This window comes from Jannaschia sp. S6380, assembly GCF_023015695.1.
GTDB lineage: Bacteria > Pseudomonadota > Alphaproteobacteria > Rhodobacterales > Rhodobacteraceae > Jannaschia.
Genome location: NZ_JALKAS010000001.1, coordinates 520,905 through 544,411, shown reverse-complemented (window position 1 = coordinate 544,411; position 23,507 = coordinate 520,905). Strand labels below are relative to the sequence as shown.

Below are 23,507 nucleotides of genomic sequence, written 5' to 3'. Positions count from 1 at the left end.
GTTTGCGGGTCGGGGATGGCCGGGAGAACGGTCGCGGGCACCCTCGCGCCCGCCGAAATCTCAGCGGGCGGTGGAAATGCAGGTGATGCAGATGCGCGTGCCCATAGACCCGCGCCTAGCATGGCGGCCCCCGCCTGCCAAGCGTTTGACAGATGGGGCCGCAAGGTGTCCGGTCATGCCGGCCCCAACAGGAGAGTTTCGATGACCCGCTTTCGCGACATGCACGTCCCCGGCGACCCGTTCATCCTTGCGAATGCCTGGGATGTCGGATCGGCCCGGATGCTGGTGGCCCTGGGTGCGAAGGCGGTGGCGACGTCGTCTGCCGGATACGCGTTCACGCGCGGCCTGCCCGATGGCGGGCGCGTGGGGCGCGAGGAAGCGATCGCGCATGCGAAGGACCTGGCCGATCACGTCGCGGTCCCGGTCTCGGCGGATCTGGAGGATGGCTATGGCCCCGATCCGGCGGATTGCGGCGCGACGGTGGAGATGGCCGCGCTGGCCGGGCTGGCGGGATGCTGCATCGAGGATGTGGACGGCGCGGGCGAACCCTATGCGTTCGAGGCGTCGGTCGCGCGAATGGAGGCGGCGGCCAAGGCGGCCCGACGGGCGCCGCACGATTTCGTCTTCTGCGCGCGGGCCGACGGGGTGATGCACCGCGCCTACGATGTGGATGAGGCGATCCGGCGGTTGCAGGCGTTCGAGGCCGTAGGCGTCGATGTCCTCTATTGTCCGATGCCGGGGGAAATGGCCGATCTTGAACGGATCGTTGGGGCGGTGGGCCTGCCGGTCAACGCACTGGCCGCGGGGCCCTGGACGCAAGTCACCGGGCCGGAATTCGCGGCGGCGGGCGTGGCCCGCATTTCTCTGGGGTCGTCGCTGGCGCGGGCGACGCATCAGGTGATCCGCGACGCCGTGCAGCCGATGTTCCTGGCCGGCGACTACAGCAAGCTCGGCGGTATCGGATCGGGCGAGGTCGACGGCTACCTGGAGGACGGTGCGCGCTAGGCCCGCGCCTCGCGGGCCAGGCGTTCGATCGCGTCCCAATCGCCAACCCGCATCTTGTCCCCTGGGGCGACCCAGCTGCCGCCGACACAGACGACGTTGGGCAGGCTAAGGTAGTCGGCCTTGTTGGAAAGACTGACGCCGCCGGTCGGGCAGAAGGCGATCTGCGGGATGGGCGCTCCGATGGCCTTGAGTGCGGACGCGCCGCCGGATGCCTCGGCGGGGAAGAACTTCAGCATGTCGAAGCCCTTCTCCAGCAGGGCCATGGCTTCGGTCGCGGTCGCCGCACCGGGCAGGAGCGGCAAATCCTCGTCGATGCAGGCCTGGATCAGGCGGTCGGTGGCGCCCGGCGAGACGCCGAAGCGGGCGCCGGCAGCCTTGGCGGCGCGCACGTCCTCGGGCGTCAGAAGCGTGCCGGCACCGACGATGCCGCCCTCCACCTCGGCCATGGCGCGGATGCAGTCGAGCGCGGCGGGCGTCCGCAGCGTGACCTCCAGCGCGGGCAGGCCACCGGCGACGAGGGCCTCGGCCAGCGGGCGGGCATGGTCCGCATCGTCGAGAACGAGGACGGGAATGACCGGCGCTCGGCCGGCAATGTCGCGGGCCGCGCGGGACTGGTCCTGTGGGGTCATCATGGTTCCTTTCGCGGTCTCGGGATCGGCGCGTCAGATGACGACGCCGGCGCCCTGGTCGGACGGACCGGCCGTGGCCCGGAAGAGTTTGAACAGCTCGCGGCCCAGCCCGGTCTCGTTGGATGCGAGGTCGGGATGTTCCAGGGGGCGGTCGGCGACGCCATCGGTCAGCACCTCCAGCTTGCCGGCGGCGGCATCGACGCGGATCAAGTCGCCGTCGCGCACCCGCGCAATCAGCCCGCCATCCAGCGCCTCGGGCGCGACGTGGATCGCCGCGGGCACCTTGCCCGAGGCGCCCGACATACGGCCATCGGTGACGAGGGCCACGCGGTGGCCTTTTTGCAGCAGGATCGACAGGACGGGGGTAAGGCCGTGCAGTTCGGGCATGCCGTTGGCCTTCGGCCCCTGGTAGCGAACGACGACGACGTGGTCGCCGTTCAATTCGCCCGCCTGGAACGCGTCCTTGACGGCCTGCTGGGTGTGGAAGACGCGGGCGGGCGCCTCGATCACGTGGAACTCTTCCTTCACGGCGCTGATCTTCATCACGCCCAAGCCGAGATTGCCGCGCACCTGTTTCAGCCCGCCATGATGGTCGAATGCGTCGTGCGGCGGCTTCAGGATCTTGTCGTTCTGGCTTTCGGTCGGGCCAGGCGCCCAGGCGATGCGGCCGCCGTCGAGCTTGGGTTCCGACGCATAGGCCGACAGCCCCTTGCCGGCGACGGTGGTGACGTCCTCGTGCAGCAGGCCCGCATCGAGCAATCGTCCGATCATATAGGGCAGACCGCCCGCGGCGTGGAAATGGTTCACGTCGGCCAAACCGTTCGGATAGACCCGCGCCATCAGCGGCGTCATGTCCGAGACGGCATCGAAATCGGCGCAGGTCAACACCACGCCCGAGGCGCGGGCCATGGCGATCAGGTGCAGCACCAGATTGGTCGAACCGCCCGTCGCCATGAGGCCCACGAGGCCATTCACGTAAGCTTTTTCGTCCAGAACGTCGCAGACCGGGGTGAAATCGTTGCCCAGCCCCGTGATCTCGGTCGCGCGAAGGGCGGCGGCGTCGGTCAGCGCATCACGCAGCGGCGTGCCGGGGTTGACGAAGCTGGCGCCCGGCAGGTGTAGGCCCATGAACTCCATCAGCATCTGGTTGGAGTTGGCGGTGCCATAGAAGGTGCAGGTGCCCGGCCCGTGATAGGACGCCATCTCAGCCGCCATCAGGGCGGCGCGGTCGATCTTGCCTTCGGCGAACTCGCGGCGTGTGCGGGCCTTCTCCTCGTTGCCGAGGCCCGTCGTCATGGGACCGGCGGGCACAAAGATGCCGGGAAGGTAGCCGAAGGTCGCCGCCGCGATCACCAGCCCCGGCACGATCTTGTCGCAGATACCCAGATAGAGCGCGCTGTCGAACGTGTTATGCGACAGGGCGACCCCCGTGGCCAAGGCGATCACATCGCGCGAGAAGAGCGACAGCTCCATCCCCTGCTGGCCCTGCGTGACGCCGTCGCACATCGCCGGCACGCCGCCCGCGACCTGCGCTGTGGCGCCGACCGTGCGGGCGGCGGCCTTGATGCGGTCGGGGTAGTCCTTGAACGGCTGATGCGCGCTCAGCATGTCGTTATAGGCCGTGACGATCCCGATATTCGGCACCCGTTCGGCCACCAGATCATCCTTCATGTCGCCCATTGCGGCATAGGCATGGGCCTGGTTGCCGCATTCCAGATGCCCGCGACGCGGCCCCTGCTGGGCCTGGGCGTGCATGCGGGTCAGGTAGGCGTCGCGGGTCGGCTGCGAGCGTTCGCGGATCCGGTCGGTGATTTCATCCAGGCGGGCATCGAGCGGCATGGCGATCTCCTTTCCGGGACCAATGCCTTGTTAGCGGTAACGGTTCAAGAGGCGGACGACCTGTTTTCCCCGAAGGATTGGCGCGGTTGGACGGACGCGCACCGAAACTGTCGGCAGAGGGTTCAATTCTCCGGAGCCATCAGCTCGACTTCGTCCCCGTCGCGCACGGCCGTGTAGAAACAGCTCCGGCGGTTCGTATGGCAGGCGGGGCCTGTCTGGTCGACCCGCAGCAGAAGGCAGTCGCGATCGCAGTCGATGCGGAGGTCGACGAGCCGCTGCACATGCCCCGAGGTTTCGCCCTTGACCCAGAACGCCTGCCGGGAGCGGGACCAGTAGGTCACGCGCCCCGTCTCCAGCGTCCGCGCGACGGCGTCGGCGTTCATCCAGGCCATCATCAGGACCTCGCCCGTCGCGTCGTCCTGCGCGATGGCGGGGATCAGGCCGGCGGCATCGTAGCGCAGGCTGGCGGGGTCGAAGGTCATGCGGCGCACCTTTGCATTGCGGGCTCGGGCCGCTACGTAATCCGCGTGAGCGTCGATAGGAAGCCGCAGATGTCCGAAGCCAACCTCGTGAAGCTGTATTCCGGGCGGATCCTGGAACTGGCCGCCGACATGCCGGCCACCACGCCGCTGGATGATCCGCAGGTAACGGTGCGCAAGCGGTCGCCGCTTTGCGGGTCGACGGTCACCATCTCGCTGGACGTGGAGGACGGGCGGATCAGCCGCTATGCGCAGGACGTGAAGGCCTGCGCGCTGGGCCAGGCATCGGCTTCGGTCAGCGGACGCGCGATCCTGGGCCGGGACTTGGCGGAAGTGCGGGCCGTCCGCGACGGATTGCGCGCGATGCTCAAGGAGAACGGCCCGGTTCCGGCGGCGCCCTTCGACGGGTTCGAAGTTCTGACGCCGGCCCGCGATTTCCGCAACCGGCACGCCTCGATCCTGCTCGCGCTGGATGCGTCCGTGGAGGCGATGGAGCAGGCCTGCGCCGAACGGTCGTCAGCACAATGAAAAAACCGCCGCACTCCGTGGGGCGGAGGCGGCGGATCAGGTAGCATCCCGGGCACGCTCTGGCAGGACCGAGCCGCATCGCCCGCGGGGACGGCGGGGCGGCGACCACCCATCATCGGAAACGGGGAGACCGAAGGATGGGGCGTATGGGCGTTCGGGATGCAGGCAGAAACGGAATACCCGGCGTCAAGCCAGGATGGACGGAAGATGCAGCAGGCTGACCATCAGCGTTACCAGCCAGATGCCCCCGAGGACATCGGTCACCGGTTCGCGTTCGATCCGCGTCAAAACGTTCAGTACCTTGCGTGCCATGATGTCACCTGCTGCTGCTGCTCTTGTTGTCACTTTGTTCTCATTTCTTAACGGCAAAGTAAAGAACTTTGTTAGAACATTAGCGAACAAAAATTTCCCGACGGTGGGATTGACCCTATCCTACGGACAGAAGGCGCAGCGCCCGCTCCTGTTCCGTCAGCCAGAGCAGCAGTCGGGCCGCCTTGCCGCGGGCACTCGACAGGTCGGGATCGCGCTGCAGCAGCGCGCGCGCATCGGAACTGGCCAGTTCCATCAGCCCCGCCTGCCGCTCCAAGTCGGCTACGCGGAACCGCGGCAGGCCCGACTGGGCCGTGCCGATGACATCGCCCGCGCCGCGCAGGGCCAGATCCTCCTCGGAAATGCGAAAGCCGTCCTCCGTTTCACGTAGGATGCGCAGGCGCGCTTCGGCGGTGTCGCCCAGGGGTGCGCGGTAGAGAAGAAGGCAGGTCGATGCCGCGGCCCCGCGCCCCACCCTGCCCCTGAGTTGGTGCAGCTGCGCCAGCCCGAACGTCTCGGCCCGCTCAATGACCATGATCGAGGCGTTCGGAACGTTCACGCCGACCTCGATCACCGTGGTCGCGACCAGCACAGCGGTCCGGCCGGCGACGAACCGTTCCATCGCGGCATCCTTGTCGGCCGGGGGCATCTGTCCATGGACAAGGCCCACGGTTCCCTCACCCAACGCGGCGCGCAAAGTTCGGAACCGTTCCTCGGCGGAGGTGGTGTCGACAACCTCCGACTCCTCGACCAGCGGACAGACCCAATAGGCCTGACGCCCATCGGCCACGGCCGCACGCAGCTTGGCGATGACGTCATCCATCCGCGAGACGGGAACCGTGGCCGTCGTGACCCGCGTCCGGCCCGGCGGCTTTTCGTCCAGTACGCTCAGATCCATGTCGCCGTATTGCGTCAGCGCCAGGGATCGCGGGATCGGCGTCGCCGTCATCACCAGCACATCGGTCCGCGCGTTCTTCTCGCCCAGCAGCATGCGCTGCCGGACACCGAAGCGGTGCTGCTCGTCGATGATGGCCAGGCGCAGATCGGCGAAGGCCACGTCGCGCTGGAACACGGCATGGGTCCCGACCAGGATCGCGATGTCGCCCCGGGCCAGCGCGTCGAGCTTCGCCTGCCGTTCCCGCCCCTTGTCCCGCCCAGTCAGCAACTCCAGCACCACGCCCGCCGACTCGGCCAGCGGGCGCAAGCCTTCCAGATGCTGCCGTGCCAGGATCTCGGTCGGGGCCATCAGCACGCCCTGCCCTCCGGCCTCCACCGCGGTGAGCAGCGCCATCAGCGCGACCAGCGTCTTGCCCGAGCCGACGTCGCCTTGCAGCAGACGGTTCATCCGTCGCGGCCGCGCCATGTCCCGCGCGATCTCGTCCACGGCCCGCTGCTGCGCGCCGGTCGGCCGATATGGCAAGGCGTCCAGCACCTGTTGCCGCAGCCGCCCGTCGCCGGAACTGGCAAGACCGGGACGTTCGCGTTCCGTCGCGCGGGCCAGGGCCAGCGTCAGCTGATGCGCGAAGAGTTCGTCATAGGCGAGCCGCTGCCGTGCGGACGTCGCAGGCGACAGGTCGGGGGCGCCGGTCGGATAATGCGCTTCCTCCAAGGCCGTGGCGAGATCGGGCCACCCCCGGTCGGCGCACAGGGCCGAGTCGATCCATTCCGGCAAGTCGGGGACGCGTTGCAGCGCCGCCTCGACCGCCCGGGCCATGACCCTGGGTGTGACCCCGGCCGTCAGCGGATAGACCGGTTCGAAAACGGGCAGCCGCTCGCCCGGGGTCAGCACGTGATCGGGATGCGGCATCTGCGCCACGCCATCGTAGAGTTCGACCTTTCCCGACAAGACGCGCTGCTGCCCCGTCGGCAGAACGCGCGCATGCAGGTCGGCGGATCCGCGAAAATAGACGACCTGAAAGCTCGTCCGCGCATCCTCCACCTCGATCCGGTACGGACGGCCGCGGGTGGCGGGCGGGATGTGACGGCCGATGGTGACGGGAACGGTGACGATGCCGGGCAGTTCCGCCTCGCGGATGGAGGCGACGGGCGTGCGGTCCACCCCGCCGGTGGGCAGCGTGAAGATCAGGTCCTTGGGTACGGCGACGGCCATGTTCGCCAACAGCTTGGCTGTCTTGGGTCCGACGCCCGGCAGCGTCTCGAGGCCCGCGAAAAGCGGGAACAGGCGTTCGGGGCGCCCGGTCACGCGTCGCCGATCAAAGACAGCCAGGCATCCTCGTCCATCGTCTCGACGCCCAGTTCGCGCGCCTTCACCGCCTTCGAGCCCGCCCCGGGACCCGCCACCAGAATGTCCGTCTTGCCCGAGACCGACCCGGACACCTTTGCACCCAAAGCCTCGGCCCGGGCCTTGGCCTCGGCCCGCGTCATCCGCTCCAACGTGCCGGTGAATACGACGGTCTTGCCCGCCACCGGCCCCGCATCGGCCGCCGCTTCGGGCGGAGCCGGGTCCAGTTCGCCCAGCAGCGCGTCGATCGCGGCGCGTTCCTGCGGCGCCGACAGCGCGTCGCAGATGGCCAAGGTCAGCGTGGCGCCGACGCCATCGATGCCGGTCAGGTCGTCCCAGGCGGCGCGGGCCTCGGGCGACACGTCCGCCCAGGCGGCCTGCCGGACGCGCGCCAGGGCCGCGCGCTCCCCGGTCCGTTTGGCCCGGGCGCGTTCGGCCATCGCCGCCTCCTCCGCCCAGCGGTGGGCATGCGCGGCGGGCGTGGCGGCATCGACGGTGACCGCGAAGGCGTCCCAAGTCTCGAAATGACGGGCCAGATCGCGGCCCGCGACTTCCCCGAGATGCCGGATGCCCAATCCGAAGAGGACGCGCGCCAGCGTGCGGGTCCGCGCAGCCTCGATCGCGGCGAAGAGGTTGCCCGCCGAGGTTTCGCCCCAGCCGTCGAGCTGGGCGAGCGCGTCGGGTCCGTCGCCGTGAAGCGACCGGAGGGTGAAGATGTCGGCGGGCGCCCGCACCCAACCGAGCTCGTGGAACCGCTCGACCTCGCGGTCGCCGAGGCCGTCGATATCCAGCGCGGCGCGGGACACCAGATGCTTCAGCCGCGCGACACGCTGCGCCGCGCAGATCAGGCCGCCGGTGCAGCGGCGAACCGATTCGCCGGGCTCGCGCAGGGCGGGGCTGCCGCAGACGGGACAATCGGTGCGGAAGATGTACGGTACGGCGTCGGGCGGCCGGGCCGAGAGATCGACGTCGCGCACCTTGGGGATGACATCGCCAGCGCGGTAGATCTCCACCCGGTCGCCGATGCGCAGGTCGCCCACACGGATCGCCTCGCCCCCGGCATCGGTGCCGGCGATGTAGTCCTCGTTGTGAAGCGTGGCATTCGACACCACGACGCCGCCCACTGTGACGGGCCGCAGGCGCGCCACCGGGGAGAGCGCGCCGGTGCGGCCGACCTGGATGTCGATACCTTCGAGCCGCGTCCACGCGGTTTCGGCGGGAAACTTGTGCGCGATGGCCCATCGGGGCGTTGTCGAGCGGAACCCGAGACGGGCCTGATAGGACAGGTCGTCGACCTTGTAGACGACGCCGTCGATATCATAGCCCAGCTCGGCCCGCGCGGCGGCGATCTCCGCGTAGCGTCGCAGCAGGTCGCCCGGGCCTTCGCATCGGCGCGTTTCCGGGCTGGTCACGAAACCAAGGGCCGCCAAACGGTCCAGGGCACCGGATTGCGTATCGGCCAGGGGTTCGGAAACCTCGCCCCAAGCATACGCGAAGAAGCGCAGCGGCCGCGCGGCCGTTATCGCGGAGTCGAGCTGCCTCAGACTGCCGGCCGCGGCGTTGCGGGGGTTCGCGAAGGTCTTCGCCCCGGCCTCGGCCTGACGGTCGTTCAGGGCGGCGAAATCGGCATGCGACATATAGACCTCGCCGCGCACCTCGAGCGTATCGGGGGCACCGTCGAGACGTTCGGGGATGTCGTCGATCGTGCGGGCGTTGGCGGTGACGTCCTCCCCCACTTCGCCATTGCCGCGCGTGGCGGCGCGGATGAGCGCCCCACCCTCATAGCGGAGCGACAGGCTCAACCCGTCGATCTTGGGCTCGGCGGTGTAGGCCAGGAGCGCCCCGTCGCTCAGGTCGAGATAGCGGCGGATCCGGGCGTCGAATTCGGCCACATCGGTCGCGTTGAACGCATTCCCGAGCGACAGCATGCGAACCGCGTGCCGCACCTTCCCGAACCCATCGGCGGGGGCCGCGCCGACCTTGCCACCGGGCCCTTCCGGACGCCGGAGGTCGGGAAACCGCGCCTCGATCGCGAGGTTTCGGCGCTTCAGCGCGTCGTATTCGGCATCGGTCAGCTCCGGCGCGTCGGCTGTGTGATAGGCCAGATCCGCCGCGGCGAGGAGGACGGCCAGCCTTTCCAGTTCGGCGGCAGCGGCCTTGGCATCCATCGCTTCGACATCAAGCGCCGCACTGTCCGTCACCCCGATCCCTCCGTCCGGTCCCCGGTACAGGGTGATAGGGCCGGTGGCCGCGCCTTTCCACCGATTTCGTGACCCCCGCCGCGCCCGCCGCCCGGCGCCGCGGCGGGGTCCGAGGGTCAGGCGTGCGTCAGGCGCCGGGTCCCGGTGCTGCCCTCGGGGTCGCGCAGGACGTAGCCACGTCCCCATACCGTTTCGATCAGGCTTTCACCGCCGGTCGCGACCGCGAGCTTCTTGCGCAGCTTGCAGATGAAGACGTCGATGATCTTCAGCTCGGGCTCGTCCATGCCGCCATAGAGATGGTTCAGGAACATCTCCTTCGTCAGGGTCGTGCCCTTCCGCAGGCTCAGCAGTTCCAGCATCTGGTATTCCTTGCCGGTCAGGTGGACCGGCTGGCCCTCGACCTCGACCGACTTGGCGTCGAGGTTCACCGCCACGGTCCCGGTGCGGATCACCGACTGCGAATGCCCCTTGGAACGGCGGACGATGGCGTGGATCCGCGCGATCAGTTCGTCGCGGTGGAACGGCTTGGTCATGTAGTCGTCGGCGCCGAAGCCGAAACCACGAATCTTGTTCTCGGTATCGTCGGAGCCGGAGAGGATCAGGATCGGCGTCTCGATCCGGCTGAGGCGAAGCTGCTTGAGCACGTCATGACCGTTCATGTCCGGCAGGTTCAGATCCAGCAGGATGAGGTCGTAGTCGTAGAGCTTGGCGAGGTCGACGCCCTCCTCGCCCATATCGGTGGAATAGACGTTCAGGCTGGCACTGCCGAGCATCATTTCGATGCTCTTGGATGTCGTGGGGTCGTCTTCGACGAGCAGGATTCTCATATCTCTCTCCGCGAGATCTTCGGGACACCGCCCACCCTTTCCCGAAATGGTTAATTTACTATTACCATCAGGAGAAGCGGCCCGTCGGACAAGCTAGGATTGTCGGTACTGTTGCAGGAGCGTCGTCTTGAGCCCATTCCGGCCATGCGCGTCAACCGCCTTTTCCCAGCTTTCCAGCTCCTCGTCGGAAAGGTCGTAACGTTCCATCGCCTCTTCGCGCGGCAAAAGGCCCGACTGGACGCCGCGCACCACCGCCTCCTTCCGGCGGGCGACCCAGCGCCGGGTGCCGATGGGCGGAAGATCGGCCCGGGTCATGCGGGTTCCGTCCGGCAGGGTGACCATGCGGGGCCCGGGCCCCTTGCGAAGATACATTTCAGCCTCCTGTGTCTGCTGAGGCATTCCTGTCGCGCGCGGGGTTAAGCGGGGGTGAAGCGGCGGGTTGTGAATACGACCGATTTTCCTATATCTGGCGCCGTTCCCGCAATTCCCGGAGTTGGCCCGATGCCCCTCGACCTGCCCGTGCAGAACAGCCTCGGCTTCGCCAAGCCGCCCGCCGAGACGCGGGTCGTGGTCGCGATGTCGGGCGGCGTGGACAGTTCGGTCGTCGCCGCGATGCTGTCCGAACAGGGCTACGACGTCGTGGGCGTCACGCTGCAGCTCTACGATCACGGGGCGGCGCTGGCCAAGAAGGGCGCCTGCTGCGCGGGTCGCGACATCCACGACGCCCGCCGCGTGGCCGAGACGATGGGGTTCGCCCACTACGTCCTGGATTACGAGAACACGTTCCGCGAGTCGGTCATCGACGAGTTCGCCGACGCCTATCTGGGCGGTGCGACCCCGGTGCCCTGCATCCGCTGCAACGAACGCGTCAAGTTCCGCGACCTGCTGGAGACGGCCCGCGATCTGGAGGCGGATTGCATGGCGACCGGCCACTACATCCAGCGTCGGGACGGGCTGCATGGGCCCGAGCTGCACATGGCGGCGGATCCGGTACGCGATCAGTCGTATTTCCTGTTCTCGACCACGGGCGAACAGCTCGACTATCTTCGGTTCCCTCTGGGGCATCTGCCCGACAAGGCGGCCACGCGCGCATTGGCGGAACGCTACGGATTGCCGGTCGCCGACAAGCCCGACAGCCAGGACATCTGCTTCGTCCCCGATGGCGACTATGCCGCGGTGATCGAAAAGCTGCGCCCCGGCGCGGGCGAACCGGGCGCGATCGTCGACATGGAAGGTCGGGAGCTTGCCCGGCACGGAGGCGTCATCCACTACACGGTCGGCCAGCGCCGTGGCCTGGGCATCGGTGGCCTGTCGCAGCCCCTTTACGTCGTGCGCCTGGACCCGGACGCGCGTCAGGTCGTCGTCGGCCCGAAATCGGCATTGGCGACGTGGCTGGTGCCGCTGCGCGAGATCAACTGGCTAGGCGATGCACCGCTTGCTTCGCGTGACGAATGGCATCTGGGTGTCAAGGTGCGGTCGACGCGCCCCCCGAGGGAGGCGATCTTGCGGCCAAAAGGCGACGGGCTGGCCGAGGTCGAACTGCTGACCCCCGAGGAAGGTGTAAGCCCTGGCCAGGCCTGCGTGTTCTACGATCTGGACAGCACGCGCGTCCTGGGCGGCGGATGGATCTGGCGCGGCTACTGATCGGGCGCAGGATCGAACCGGCGGGCGGCCGCGTTCCAGATGAGGTGCCGGGACCGTCCGATCCGGGCGAAGTTCCGGTCCAGCTGGCGGGCATTCAGGGCCGGGAACCAGGCGCGAAGGGGCAGGACGCTCTTCTCGCCATAGCCGTCGATCAGGACGAAGCGCGGGGCATCCCCGCTCGGGTCGAGCACGATGTTTCCGGCGTTCAGGTCCGGCGCGACCACGCGCAGGACATGAATGTCGTCGACGAACGCGTTCAACCGTCGTAGCAGATCCGGGTCGAACCGTTCGACGCGCAGCAGCATCCGAAGCGTCGGTGCCAGCCCTCCCTGCTCGTCGCCGACCTTCTGCACGACCTGGGCCAGGCCCCGCTCGGTCCGGACGACGCCGCCGAACTCGGCGATCGGGATGGGGCGGTCGAACTTCTCGGCCAGATGCGCGGTGCGCAGGTAGCAGCGATACTCCTTTAGGAAATACTTGTACGGCCCAAGCGTGAAACGCCGCTTGAACTGCGCCAGCAATCCGGGCCTGCTGTCATATACGGCACGCTTTTCCAGCCGGAGCGTCTTGAGAAGCTGGTCGGGATGCCCCGGCCGCTCGAAGACGTCGCGGACTGCGCCATTTGCCACCTGGGTCGCCTGCGAAAGATCCAGGACGCCGGTTTCCGTACGCATGCGTGTCATGGTGGCCTCTCTATGACGTATCGACGCCGGATCAAAGCGCAGACGACCCTTGGTCCCCCAATGTGAATATGATTCACTTTTTTCGCGTGTCCCCCTTGTCGGGATGTGGGCGGCATCCCATCTGACTTAATGTGAAACAGGTTCACATAAACCCGAAGGAGACGCATATGACCCCCGCCCCCGCCTATGCCGGCCGTTCGACCGGCAACTGGTTCACCCGCACCGAAGGATGGCTCGACGCGCGCGGCAAAGGCGCATGGATCGCGGCCATGGTCCTCGGGTTCATCTTCTTCTGGCCCGTCGGCCTTGCGCTGCTGGCCTACATGATCTGGAGCAAACGCATGTTCAAAGGTGCCGCCTGCACGTCCCGCCGTATGGCCCCCGCCCGTTTCCGCAGCACCGGCAACATGGCCTTCGACAGCTACAAGGCCGACATGCTGCGCCGCCTCGAAGACGAGCAGGAGGCGTTCGAGAGCTTCCTAAACCGTCTGCGCGAAGCCAAGGACAAGGCCGAGTTCGACCAGTTCATGGAAGATCGCGCCAAGCGTGATAAAGACGACGGCCCGACCGACGCCTGATCGCCCCCGGTCCCGTGGCAGGGCGCCACGGGGCCGGACATACACCCGGTGCCCGGCCTGCCCGGCCGCGCCGATCCAACACAGCACGAAGGACACCGCACCATGACCCATTGGACCGAGATCACCGAACGGGACGTCGCCGGCCTGCCGGATCCGGACCGCGACGCGCGGTTCTACGATGGGGTCGTGGCCAAGCGCGGCCTTGCCTGGCTGGTCGATCTGGCCATCATCACCGGCCTGACGATCCTGGCGGGCATCGCGACATTGACCGTCGGCTTTTTCCTGTGGCCGCTGTTCTTCGTGGCCATCGGTGCGCTCTACCGCGTCACGACGCTGGCCAACGGCTCCTCGACCTGGGGCATGCGCCTTCTGGGGATCGAGCTACGCGGCCATGATGGCGAGCGCTTCGACATCGGCCAGTCGATCCTGCACGTCGCGGGCTACTACGCCTCGATGACGTTCGTGCTGCCCGTGCTGGTCTCGATCGGTGCGATGCTGACCACCCGGCGCCGGCAGGGCCTGACCGACCTCGTCATGGGTTCGGCCGCGATCAACCGGCCGGGCTGAGGCCGCGCTCAAGTCGAGCGCGCAACGGTCTTTTTCGTTGACGGGGCGGACCTCTCGTCTAGGGTCCGACCCCAAACGCAGCTGAATGAAGACCCCATCATATGCGCCACAGCCTTCCGCTGACGCCGCAGTTCTACGTGACTGCGCCGCAGTCGTGCCCCTATATCGACGGTCGGCGCGAGCGGAAGCTGTTCACCGCCCTGCAGGGATCCGGTGCCGTCGCCTTGAACGACAAGCTGTCGAAACAGGGCTTCCGGCGCAGTCAGAACGTCCTCTATCGTCCCAGCTGTGCCGATTGCACCGCGTGCCTTTCGGCGCGGATCCGGGTTGCCGACTTCAGGCCGACGCGGTCGCAGCGCAAGACGCTGGCGCGCAACCGGCACCTGCGGCGCGAAGTGACGTCGCCCTGGGCCACCGAGGAGCAGTTCGCCCTGTTCCGTCGCTATCTGAACGCGCGTCACGCTAATGGCGGCATGGCCGACATGGACATCTTCGAATTCGCCGCCATGATCGAGGAGACGCCGGTCCGCACCCGCGTGATCGAGTACTGGGACGACCGCCCCCAGGATACCGGCGACGCACCCGCCCTGCGCGCCGTCTGCCTGACGGACGTGCTCGATGACGGGCTGTCGATGGTCTATTCCTTCTACGACCCGGATTGCCCGTCGGACAGCCTGGGAACGCAGATCATTCTCGACCATCTGCAAATCGCGCGCGAGGCGCAGCTGCCTTATGTCTATCTCGGCTATTGGGTGCCCGGCTCGCCCAAGATGGGCTACAAGGCGCATTTCTCGGCGCTCGAGATCTTCAAGAACCGCCAGTGGCAGCCGATCGGCAATCCCGTGGCCCATGTCGACGAGACGCATCCCCTGTCGGTCGAACCCATCGCCGAGCAGGTCGCGCGGATCGAATTGCCAGACACGGCGAGTTGAGCGTCAGCCGTCGCCATCCCGCAACACGGTCGACAGCGGCGCCGGGGCGACGGTCTCCGCGCGCGCGCCCAACCGCCAGGAATAGAGGGCCGTGATCGTTTCGGGGCTCGTGCGCCCAACGACCACGGCGGCCCCGTCCTGCACCGCTTCGAACGTCGCGCGGTCCAGATAACGGGTGATGACCGGCGCGCGTTCGTCCTCGGCGTCGAGTTCGCGGTACAGGGTCGTGGCGGACACGCCCTCCCGCCGGGCACGCGTTACACCGGAGTTCAGACCCTCGGGATAGGCCACGAACCCCATTCCCGCCTCGGACAGGGGTCGCAGCAGCGCGTCCAGCGCGTCGCGGTCGCGCGCGAAGCCGCCTTCGGGCGTGTCCAATACACCCAGCGCCTGGGGAACGGCGGCGCGCGCGGCGGTGAAGGCGACCTCGATATCCTGCGCGGACCCGCCGGGTGACAGGGCCTCGCCCCGCAGGACGACCTCGTGTCCGGCGGCGCGATAGGCCTTCGCCGCCGCCTCGGCGCCCGGCAAGGTCGGATCGAGGGCGAAGGTCACGGGAAATTCCAGCGCCGCGAGGCTCTGGATGTCGACGCCCAGATCGGGGTCGTGGATCAGGACGATGGACAGGCGCGGCAGGTCGGCCGTGTTCTCGAAGGTCGCGGCCTGCGTCTCGAGCACGGGCCGGGGCTGCGCCGGTTCCGCATCCGCGACGGCCTCGGTCGCGTCCTCCGCCTCGACGGCGCGTTCGCTGTCGAGGACGAGGCGACGCGGCATGATCGGTTCGGCCTCCTCCTCGACCTCCGGCGCGCGCTCCTCCTCGGGCGGCACGACGACGTCCGCATCCTCGACCAGAGAGATGGGCGCCGACCGGCGCGGTTCGGCCTGGGCGACTTCCTGTTCGGTCGTCGACCCGGCGATGTCCTCGTCGGACGACGCATCCGGGGCATCGACATCCGGCACGGCGTCCTCCGCCCCCGCGACGTCCTCCGCATCCGCGGCGTCTTCTTCGGTTGAAACCTCCGCGATGGCAGGCTCCGCCGGGGCCTCCGTCTCCGCCTCGGCGGACGGGGCGGTGTCCGTCGCGACCTCGGTTTCGGGCTCGGCTTCGGGCTCGGTCGCGGGGGCCGGCGCGGAGGGGACCGTCGTCGTGACGACCACGCGGCGGCCGTCTTCTTCCAGTTCCTCGGTCACCTCGATGTCCTGAATGCTGCCCACTTCGCCAAAGGTTCGCGGTGCCCCCTCCTCCGGCCGGGCAGGCAGGATCGGCGCGACGCCGACCTGCGGCGCGGCGCCGAAGCCCGCGATCTGACCCGCCTGCGGCTGGGTGGCGCTCGCGGTCTCGGGCGCTGGGGCTTCGGCGACGGACAGGTCCGGCCGCCCCCGATCCGTCAGCGGCACGGCGCGCGGAGCATCCTCGGTCCGTGGCGCGACGATGGCGACATCCTCCGGCGGCCGATTGAACTCGCTGCCCGACGGCAACGGCACGGCGGCGGCAACCTCCGTTCCGGCGTCTTCCACTTCGCGCTCCACCGGCGCGGGCGCGGGCGGAGCGTCGGCCATCTCGGTCTCCGGCTCCGCCTCGGGCGCGGCGGGTGCGATCGGAACGATCTCCACAGTGGGCGCTGTGTCTTCGGGCGTCGCGACCTCCCCGGCTGTCGCGGGCGGAGTTTCGCGGGCGGGCAGCGGGTCCGGCTTGCGGGGCGCCACCTCGGCTTGGTCGCGCAGGACGGGGGCCGAAGGCTGCGCCGCGACCGGACGATCCACCGGCGATTTCGGCGGTGGCGCGAGCAGAGAAACCGCCACGACCAGCAGGCCCGACAACGCCAGGCCACTGACCGACCCAAGCAAAACGCCTTTCAGCATTCCCGATACCTCATTGCCCTGCCTCGACCCTTTCCCCGGGCCTTTCCTCTTCGTATAACGCGACGATGGGGTTGTCACACCCCTTGCCGCGACCGCGAGGGAGGGATGGGCTTGCTTCTGCTGATCGACAATTACGACAGCTTCACCTGGAACCTCGTCCACTATGTCGCCGAACAGGGTGCCGATGTCCGCGTGGTGCGCAATGACGCCGTCGACGTGCAGGCGGCCATGGCGATGCGCCCGGCGGGCGTTCTTCTGTCGCCCGGGCCCTGCGATCCGGATCAGGCCGGCATTTGCCTGGCCATGGTGACGGCCTGTGCCGAGACGCGGACGCCCCTGCTGGGTGTCTGCCTGGGCCACCAGGCGATCGGCCAGGCCTTCGGCGGACGCGTCGTCCGCGCGGGCGAGATCGTGCATGGCAAGCTCGGCCGGATGGAAAACGACGGCTCGGGCGTGTTCGCGGGGCTGCCGGGGGCGTTCGACGCGACGCGCTATCACTCGCTCATCGTTGCGCGGACCGGCCTGCCCGAGACGCTGATCGTGAACGCCGCGCTCGCGGACGGCACGATCATGGGCCTTCGCCACCGCGACCTGCCGATCCACGGCGTGCAGTTTCACCCCGAGAGCATCGCCTCCGAGCATGGTCACGCATTGCTGGGCAACTTCCTCGACCTGATGCCCGCCGCCGAGGCCGCCTGATCATGAGCGACGCGATGAAGCCGCTGATCTTCGCGGCATCCGAGGGCCCGCTTTCGCGCACCCAGGCCGAAGCCGCCTTTGCCGAACTGTTCCAGGGCAATGCGACCCCCGCGCAGATCGGCGGCCTTCTGATGGCGCTTCGCGCGCGAGGCGAGTCGGTGTCCGAATACGCCGCCGCCGCCGCCGCGATGCGGGCCCGCTGCCGCGCCGTGCGCGCGCCTGAGGGGGCGATCGACATCGTCGGCACCGGTGGCGACGGGATGGGCACGCTGAATATTTCCACCGCGGCGGCCTTCGTGGTCGCCGGGGCCGGTGTGACCATCGCCAAGCACGGCAACCGCAACCTGTCGTCGAAATCGGGTGCGGCCGATGCGCTGGGACAGGTCGGCATCGATGTCATGGTCGATGTCGACGTGGTCGAACGTGCGCTGGCCGAGATCGGCATCGCCTTCATGATGGCCCCGATCCATCATCCCGCCGTGGCGGTGGTCATGCCGGTTCGCCAGGAACTGGGCTGCAAGACCATTTTCAACATCCTCGGTCCCCTGACCAACCCCGCCGGCGTGAAACGTCAGCTGACCGGCGCCTTCGCGCCCGATCTGATCTTCCCGATGGCCGAAACGCTGCAGCAACTCGGCAGCGAGAAGGCATGGCTGGTGCATGGCGGCGACGGCACGGACGAACTCTCGATCTCCGCCGTCTCGCAGGTCGCGGTGCTCGACGGCGACCGCATCACCGCGCGGGAGGTGCACCCCGAGGAGGCCGGCCTGCCCGTTCACCGCTTCGCCGACATCCTGGGCGGCACGCCGGAGGAAAACGGCCGCGCCCTTGCCGCATTGCTGGACGGTGCGAAGGGCGCCTATCGCGACGCCGTGCTCCTGAACGCCGCCGCCGCCCTCGTGATCGCGGACCGGGCGGCCGATCTTCGGACCGGCGCCGAAATCGCGGCCGAGGCGATCGACAGCGGCGCGGCCAAGGGCAAGGTCGAGGCGCTCGCCCGCATCACCTCGGAGGCCGAATGAGCACGCCCACGATCCTGGACCGCATCAAGGCCTACAAGCTGGAGGACGTGGCCGCGCGCAAAACGGCCCGCGACCTTGCCGCGGTCGAGGAGGACGCCCGCGCCGCGCCCGCCGTTCGCCCCTTTGCCGGTGCGCTTCACCGCGCATCGATCGCGGGCTACGGTCTGATCGCCGAGATCAAGAAGGCAAGCCCGTCCAAGGGGCTGATCCGTGCCGACTTCGATCCGCCCGCGCTGGCCCGCGCCTATGCCGACGGGGGCGCGACCTGCCTGTCGGTCCTGACCGACGGTCCATCGTTCCAGGGCGACGACGCATACCTGGTCGCCGCTCGGGCCGCGGTGGATTTGCCGGTGTTGCGCAAGGATTTCCTCTACGATCCATGGCAGGTGGCGGAAAGCCGGGCACTGGGCGCGGACTGCATCCTGATCATCATGGCCAGCGTCTCGGACGGACAGGCCGCCGAGCTGGAATCGGCTGCCTTCGACTGGGGCATGGACGCGCTGATCGAGGTGCACAACCAGGCGGAACTCGAACGCGCCACCAGGCTCGAGTCGCGCCTGCTCGGCATCAACAACCGCGATCTCAATACCTTCGTCACCGATCTCCAGGTGACCCACGATCTGTCCCGCCGCGCCCCGGACGACAGGCTGCTGGTGTCGGAGTCCGGCCTGAACACCCCGGAGGAACTGGAGGAGGTGGCCCGGCACGGCGTCCGCTGCTTCCTGATCGGGGAAAGCCTGATGCGCCAGTCGGACGTCGCGACGGCGACGCGCGACCTACTGGCGACCCCGCTGTCGGCCAACCCATGACCGGCCTGACGCATTTCGACGAGACCGGCGCCGCGCATATGGTCGATGTGTCCGGCAAGGCCGTCACCGCACGCGAGGCCCGTGCCGAAGGCCATGTCAGGATGTCTCCCGAGACGCTCGCCGCCATACGAACGGGGAGCGCGGCCAAGGGGGACGTGATCGGCGTCGCGCGGCTGGCCGGGATCATGGGGGCGAAACGCACGGCCGATCTGATCCCGCTCTGCCACCCCCTGCCCCTGGACCGCGTCGCGATTGACATCCTGCCGGATGACGACCTGCCAGGCCTGCGCGTCCGGGCGACGGTCGCCACGACCGGGCGCACCGGGGTGGAGATGGAGGCGATGACGGCGGTATCCGTCGCATGCCTGACGATCTACGACATGGCCAAGGCGATCCAAAAGGACATGGAAATCGGCGCGATCCGCCTTCTGTCGAAGGCCGGCGGAAAGTCGGGCGACTGGACGGCGCCGGGCACGTGATCTCGGTCGAGGAGGCGACGGCGCGGCTGCTGGCGCTCGTCGAACCGTTGGACGCCGAAGAGGTGCCGCTCGAACGCGCCAATGGCCGTGTTCTGCGCCGCGAGGTCCGAGCCCGGCACGCACAGCCGCCTTTCGCCGCCTCGGCCATGGACGGATACGCCATCGCCACGGATGCGCCGCGCGCCGGCGACCGGTTTCGCGTGATCGGCGAGGTGGCGGCCGGCCATCCGTTCGACGGCACGCTGAGCGGGGATGCGACGGTCCGCATCTTCACCGGTGCGGCCGTGCCGGAAGGGGCACGCCGCGTCGTCATGCAGGAGGATGTCGCGCCCGACGGAGACGGGATCGTCCTGCGCTGCGATGTCGGAACGGCCCGGCACATCCGGCCCCGAGGCGGCGATTTTTCGGCCGACGCGGTCCTGTCCGCATCTCGCCGCCTGAACAGCCGCGACATCGCGCTGATCGCGGCCATGGGACATCGGTCCGTCCAGGTTTCGCGGCGCCCGACTGTTGCGATCCTGATGACCGGGGACGAACTGTGCCAGCCCGGGTCGGATCTCCGCCCCGGCCAAATCACGGCGTCGAACGGCTACGGCCTGGCCGCAATGGTCGGATCCTTGGGATGCACGCCACGGTTGCTGCCCATCGCGCGGGATCGCGGCGACAGCCTGCGTCTGGCGCTGGATCTGTCTGCGGGCTGCGATCTCTTGGTGACCATCGGCGGCGCATCCGTCGGCGATCATGATCTCGTCGCGGAAACCATGGCGGGGGCCGGCATGGACCTGTCATTCCACAAGGTCGCCATGCGGCCAGGCAAGCCGCTCCTCGCGGGACGGATCGGGGCGTCGGCCGTGCTGGGCCTTCCAGGAAATCCGGTATCTGCAATGGTTTGCGGCGTCATCTTCATGTCGCCGATGCTGGAACGGATGCAGGGCCTGCCCCATCTACCTCAGGTCGAGACACTGTCTTTGACCGCACCCCTCCCGGCGAACGGCCCGCGCGCGCATTACATGCGCGGCCGTCGAACCAATGGAGGCTGCGAGGCCGAAGACCGGCAGGACAGCAGCCTTCTTTCGGTACTTGCGCGATCCGACGTCTTGATCCGCCGTCCGCCGAATGATCCGGCCCTTGCTGCAGGGGATCCCGTCGATGTGATCCCGTTGCCACGATAGCGTCGATTGCCCCCGCGCAGGACGGCAGCCGCGCGTTGACACAAAACGGGAACCTTTCTAGAACATTGCGTGTGAGGCCGCCGATCCGCGGCCATCGAACGGGATATCGGAACATGCTCACGCGGAAGCAGCGCGACCTTTTGGCCTTCATTCACAAGCGGGTGCAGCGTGACGGCGTGCCCCCCTCCTTCGACGAGATGAAGGACGCGCTGGATCTGCGATCCAAATCGGGCATCCACCGGCTTATCACAGCCTTGGAGGAGCGCGGGTTTATCCGCAGGCTGGCCCACCGGGCGCGGGCGATCGAGATCACCAAGCTCCCTGAGGACATGGGTGGCAAGGCGACGTTCGTTCCCCGCGTGATCGAGGGGGACGGGCCGACCCCGGCGCCGCCCGTTCGGGCCATGCCGGTGCAGATCGACGCGCGTGAGCTGCCCGTGATGGGCAGGATCGCCGCCGGCGTTCCGATCGAGGCGATCAGCGAAGTTTCGCATCACGTGGCGGTGCCGGGTCAGATGCTCGACCGGGGCGGCGACCACTATGCGCTGGAAGTTCGCGGCGATTCGATGATCGACGCGGGGATCAATGACGGCGACGTCGTCGTGATCCGGGAGCAGGGCAGCGCCGACAATGGCGACATCGTCGTGGCGCTTGTCGACGGTCACGAGGCGACATTGAAAAGGTATCGGCGGACCAACGGGATGATCGCGCTCGAAGCGGCCAACAAGGCCTATGAGACCCGTGTCCTGCGCGAGGATCAGGTGCGTATCCAGGGCCGATTGGTGGGCCTGATCCGCAGCTATTAGAAGCGGGCATCGCGCAAGGGCGCCGGCGTTTGCCCTTCACCATTCCTTCAGCTTGGGAACCCAGGGACGATCGCCCTGCAGGTCGCGCGCGGTTCTTAGGACAGGGCCCCCATCCGGCAGGATGTCCACGGCAATGGCTCCGGTTCGCGCAGTCCGGGTCGGATCGAACACGCGACATGGAATGTCTTGCCGGGGGATCTCGGTGGCCGAGATCAGCCACGCGTCGGCATCCTGGCGACAGGCATGCAGCGCGTCTTCCAGTTCGGATTTCCGGCGCGCCACGATCAGTGCGAACGGCAGGTCGCCCCTTCCAGGCGGCTGGCGGGCGGCGGCCTCCTCCTGCGTGGTCAAATCGCCGTCGTTCTCCAGCCAGGCGTCGGCCACGAACCCGGCCCCGCTGTCGCGGCTGAGCCAACGCCCTTCTCGCACCATGACGCCGACGAGCCGGGCGTCGTCCGATATCAGCATCGCCGGCCGTGGCGTCCGAGCCCAGAGCACCGCCGCCGCCACGAGGCATGCGACGGAGAGCGAGCGAACCGTGGGACCGCGTGCCGCGCCCAGCAGACCCGCCGCGAGCCCCAGCAACGGCAGGACGTACCAGGACGGCGCCGCGATCGGTCGCAGCGCGCCGGGCATCGTCGCGATCCAGTCCGCGACCTGCAGGATCCATTCGATCCCGCGGCCGGCGATGGCGAGGGGCAGCGCCTCGAGCCCCAATGGCCATAGCAGCAGCGAGAGCAGCAACGCAGGCATCACAACCGTGCCCATCGCCGGCACCGCCAAAAGGTTCGCCAGCACGCCGAACTGGCCCACCCGGTTGAAATGGAGCGCCGCGAATGGTGCGGTCGCCGCACCGGCGACCAGCGAAGAGAGCAGAAGCGAGAGAAATGCGCCCCGCCAACCGCGCAGCCAGCGCCCCCGGCCACCGCGCGAGATGGCCCCGAACACCAGGACCAGCGCACCCGTGGCGGCAAAGGACATCTGGAAGCCCGGGCCCGTCAGGCTTTCGGGCCGCCACAGCAGAACCAGGATCGCGGCGATCGCCACGCTGCGGATCGACAGGGCCCGCGATCCGACGAGGATGGCCCCGAGCATCACGGCCGCCATCACGAAGGCGCGCTGCGTCGCCACGCTGCCGCCCGACAGGAAAAGGTAGGCGAGCGCGAACGGCAGGGCCACGGCGGCAGCCCATGCGCGGGTCGGATAGCGCAGTGCGAGCGTAGGGATAAGGGCCAGACCGCCCCGGACGACCCAAAAGACGAAGCCCACGAGCAGGCCCATATGCAGGCCCGAAATCGCCAATAGATGCGCCAGGTTCGACGCGCGGAGGGCTTCCGTCACCTCCTTGGAAAGGCCGCCGCGATCCCCGGTCGTAATGGCCGCCGCGACCTGACCGGACTGCCCCGGCAGGCGGTCGCGCAGCCCTTCGGCAATCGCGGTGCGAACCCGCGCGACCAGCAGGGCGGTGCCTCCGGACGGCGCCTCGGCCTGCATCAGCGGGATGCGCCCGTAGCCGATGGCGCCCAGCCCCTGAAACCAGGCATGCCGCTGAAAGTCGAAGCCGCCCGGTTCGGTCGGTCCGGCCGGCGGCGAAAGATGCCCGGTCGTCATCACGCGCAGGCCGGGCCGTGGCGCGACCCCGGTTTCGTCTTGCAGCGAGATGCGGACACGGTGCGGCGTGCGCCCCGGCGCCATGCGGTCGAGGCGGACCCGATCCAGCGTCAGGCGCATGGCCCCGGATGCGGACCTGTCGATGCGGACGATCCGCCCCTCGACCGCGCCGTAGTAGCGGTATTCCAGCACCGGCCCGGACACGATGACACTGCGCACTTGCGCGACCAGCATGCCCCCGAGGAGGACGGCGCCTAGCAAGGCCAGCAATCCCGCCCCGCCACGCCCGAGCCAGGCCAGCACGCAAAGCGCGACCGCCGCCGCCGCGATGGCCGCCGTCGTGGCACCGTCCGGTTCGACCGGCAGCGCGAAATAGAGGCCTACGCCCGTCCCGAGGGCAAGGGCGAACCAGGGCAGCCTGTGGCCACGGATCCCCTGGCATGCCGCCACGACGCGCGAGGCGCGGAGCCCCGGGGCGGGCGCGGCGTCAACCGGGTGCATCCTTGCCCTCCGCTGCGGTGCTGCCTATCAACCGCGCGAAGCTAGGCGCGGCCGGGTTTACAAATCGTTAACCCGAACGCGC

At 68.6% G+C, this 23,507-nt stretch carries 23 protein-coding genes; 12 read left to right on the top strand and 11 right to left on the bottom strand.

Translation table 11 applies throughout. The features are described 5' to 3' along the window. Nucleotides 1–201: 201 nt before the first annotated feature. Nucleotides 202–1,005: an isocitrate lyase/phosphoenolpyruvate mutase family protein gene (locus MWU52_RS02820; protein ID WP_246949207.1), complete on the top strand. Its 804-nt coding sequence runs from the start codon at nt 202–204 to the stop codon at nt 1,003–1,005. Here MWU52_RS02820 and eda read toward each other — a convergent pair. The 3 genes from eda to hisI all read right to left on the bottom strand — a co-directional run bounded on the left by eda (nt 1,002) and on the right by hisI (nt 3,955). Then, the gene (gene eda, locus MWU52_RS02815; protein ID WP_246952736.1) at nt 1,002–1,634 is read right to left on the bottom strand and encodes a bifunctional 4-hydroxy-2-oxoglutarate aldolase/2-dehydro-3-deoxy-phosphogluconate aldolase; all 633 of its coding nucleotides are present in this window, start codon (nt 1,632–1,634) and stop codon (nt 1,002–1,004) included. The two genes, MWU52_RS02820 and eda, sit on opposite strands and share 4 nt — an antisense overlap. A gap of 33 nt (nt 1,635–1,667) precedes the next feature. After that, a complete protein-coding gene (edd, locus tag MWU52_RS02810; RefSeq protein ID WP_246949205.1) occupies nt 1,668–3,473 on the bottom strand; it encodes a phosphogluconate dehydratase in 1,806 nt (601 codons plus the stop codon). Nucleotides 3,474–3,595: 122 nt separating this feature from the next. Further along, nucleotides 3,596–3,955, bottom strand: a complete 360-nt coding sequence (gene hisI / locus MWU52_RS02805) for a phosphoribosyl-AMP cyclohydrolase (RefSeq protein ID WP_246949203.1) — start codon at nt 3,953–3,955, stop codon at nt 3,596–3,598. 69 nt (nt 3,956–4,024) lie between these two features. Here hisI and MWU52_RS02800 point away from each other — a divergent pair, with 69 nt between their 5' ends. Next, nucleotides 4,025–4,480, top strand: a complete 456-nt coding sequence (locus MWU52_RS02800; protein WP_246949199.1) for an iron-sulfur cluster assembly scaffold protein — start codon at nt 4,025–4,027, stop codon at nt 4,478–4,480. Nucleotides 4,481–4,666: 186 nt separating this feature from the next. On the opposite strand, the gene MWU52_RS17925 is transcribed toward MWU52_RS02800, so the two are convergent. From MWU52_RS17925 to MWU52_RS02780, 5 genes are all read right to left on the bottom strand, one after another. Beyond that, entirely contained in the window at nt 4,667–4,792 is a 126-nt protein-coding gene (locus MWU52_RS17925) for a hypothetical protein (protein WP_281493888.1), read from the bottom strand. Nucleotides 4,793–4,907: 115 nt separating this feature from the next. Beyond that, the gene (gene recG / locus MWU52_RS02795; RefSeq protein WP_246949196.1) at nt 4,908–6,992 is read right to left on the bottom strand and encodes an ATP-dependent DNA helicase RecG; all 2,085 of its coding nucleotides are present in this window, start codon (nt 6,990–6,992) and stop codon (nt 4,908–4,910) included. Then, nucleotides 6,989–9,199 (bottom strand): NAD-dependent DNA ligase LigA, encoded by a 2,211-nt coding sequence (ligA, locus tag MWU52_RS02790; protein ID WP_246952734.1) that lies wholly within the window; start codon nt 9,197–9,199, stop codon nt 6,989–6,991. Before ligA ends, recG begins: the two co-directional genes overlap by 4 nt. A gap of 149 nt (nt 9,200–9,348) precedes the next feature. After that, nucleotides 9,349–10,059, bottom strand: coding sequence for a response regulator transcription factor CtrA (locus tag MWU52_RS02785; protein WP_246949194.1), 711 nt, complete (start codon nt 10,057–10,059; stop codon nt 9,349–9,351). A 93-nt stretch (nt 10,060–10,152) separates the two neighbouring features. Further along, nucleotides 10,153–10,431, bottom strand: a complete 279-nt coding sequence (locus tag MWU52_RS02780) for a DUF1153 domain-containing protein (RefSeq protein WP_246949192.1) — start codon at nt 10,429–10,431, stop codon at nt 10,153–10,155. A 129-nt stretch (nt 10,432–10,560) separates the two neighbouring features. On the opposite strand from MWU52_RS02780, the gene mnmA reads away from it, so the two are divergent. Continuing rightward, nucleotides 10,561–11,703, top strand: coding sequence for a tRNA 2-thiouridine(34) synthase MnmA (gene mnmA, locus MWU52_RS02775; protein ID WP_246949190.1), 1,143 nt, complete (start codon nt 10,561–10,563; stop codon nt 11,701–11,703). Here the strand turns inward: mnmA and MWU52_RS02770 are convergent. Next, nucleotides 11,697–12,377 carry a YrbL family protein gene (locus MWU52_RS02770; protein ID WP_246949188.1) on the bottom strand — a complete coding sequence of 227 codons (681 nt, stop codon included), beginning with the start codon at nt 12,375–12,377 and terminating at the stop codon, nt 11,697–11,699. The two genes, mnmA and MWU52_RS02770, sit on opposite strands and share 7 nt — an antisense overlap. A gap of 176 nt (nt 12,378–12,553) precedes the next feature. On the opposite strand from MWU52_RS02770, the gene MWU52_RS02765 reads away from it, so the two are divergent. From MWU52_RS02765 to MWU52_RS02755, 3 genes are all read left to right on the top strand, one after another. Beyond that, nucleotides 12,554–12,964 (top strand): DUF2852 domain-containing protein, encoded by a 411-nt coding sequence (locus MWU52_RS02765; RefSeq protein ID WP_246949186.1) that lies wholly within the window; start codon nt 12,554–12,556, stop codon nt 12,962–12,964. A 102-nt stretch (nt 12,965–13,066) separates the two neighbouring features. After that, nucleotides 13,067–13,531, top strand: a complete 465-nt coding sequence (locus MWU52_RS02760) for an RDD family protein (RefSeq protein WP_246949184.1) — start codon at nt 13,067–13,069, stop codon at nt 13,529–13,531. A 101-nt stretch (nt 13,532–13,632) separates the two neighbouring features. Next, nucleotides 13,633–14,463, top strand: coding sequence for an arginyltransferase (locus tag MWU52_RS02755; RefSeq protein WP_246949181.1), 831 nt, complete (start codon nt 13,633–13,635; stop codon nt 14,461–14,463). Between the two features lie 3 nt (nt 14,464–14,466). On the opposite strand, the gene MWU52_RS02750 is transcribed toward MWU52_RS02755, so the two are convergent. Continuing rightward, complete coding sequence (locus MWU52_RS02750) at nt 14,467–16,326, bottom strand: polysaccharide deacteylase family 2 protein (RefSeq protein WP_246949177.1); 1,860 nt, start codon at nt 16,324–16,326, stop codon at nt 14,467–14,469. 111 nt (nt 16,327–16,437) lie between these two features. On the opposite strand from MWU52_RS02750, the gene MWU52_RS02745 reads away from it, so the two are divergent. From MWU52_RS02745 to lexA, 6 genes are all read left to right on the top strand, one after another. Then, nucleotides 16,438–17,025 (top strand): aminodeoxychorismate/anthranilate synthase component II, encoded by a 588-nt coding sequence (locus MWU52_RS02745; RefSeq protein ID WP_246952732.1) that lies wholly within the window; start codon nt 16,438–16,440, stop codon nt 17,023–17,025. Nucleotides 17,026–17,027: 2 nt separating this feature from the next. Beyond that, entirely contained in the window at nt 17,028–18,047 is a 1,020-nt protein-coding gene (trpD, locus tag MWU52_RS02740) for an anthranilate phosphoribosyltransferase (RefSeq protein ID WP_246949175.1), read from the top strand. Then, complete coding sequence (trpC, locus tag MWU52_RS02735) at nt 18,044–18,856, top strand: indole-3-glycerol phosphate synthase TrpC (RefSeq protein ID WP_246949173.1); 813 nt, start codon at nt 18,044–18,046, stop codon at nt 18,854–18,856. Before trpD ends, trpC begins: the two co-directional genes overlap by 4 nt. Further along, on the top strand, nt 18,853–19,335 hold the full coding sequence (gene moaC, locus MWU52_RS02730; protein ID WP_246949171.1) for a cyclic pyranopterin monophosphate synthase MoaC: 483 nt from the start codon (nt 18,853–18,855) through the stop codon (nt 19,333–19,335). The genes trpC and moaC overlap by 4 nt, the downstream gene beginning before the upstream one ends. Next, a complete protein-coding gene (locus MWU52_RS02725; RefSeq protein ID WP_246949169.1) occupies nt 19,332–20,507 on the top strand; it encodes a molybdopterin molybdotransferase MoeA in 1,176 nt (391 codons plus the stop codon). Before moaC ends, MWU52_RS02725 begins: the two co-directional genes overlap by 4 nt. A gap of 113 nt (nt 20,508–20,620) precedes the next feature. Beyond that, nucleotides 20,621–21,313 (top strand): transcriptional repressor LexA, encoded by a 693-nt coding sequence (lexA, locus tag MWU52_RS02720; RefSeq protein ID WP_246949167.1) that lies wholly within the window; start codon nt 20,621–20,623, stop codon nt 21,311–21,313. Nucleotides 21,314–21,349: 36 nt separating this feature from the next. On the opposite strand, the gene MWU52_RS02715 is transcribed toward lexA, so the two are convergent. Further along, nucleotides 21,350–23,425 (bottom strand): ComEC/Rec2 family competence protein, encoded by a 2,076-nt coding sequence (locus tag MWU52_RS02715; protein ID WP_246949165.1) that lies wholly within the window; start codon nt 23,423–23,425, stop codon nt 21,350–21,352. Between the last annotated feature and the right edge of the window lie 82 nt (nt 23,426–23,507).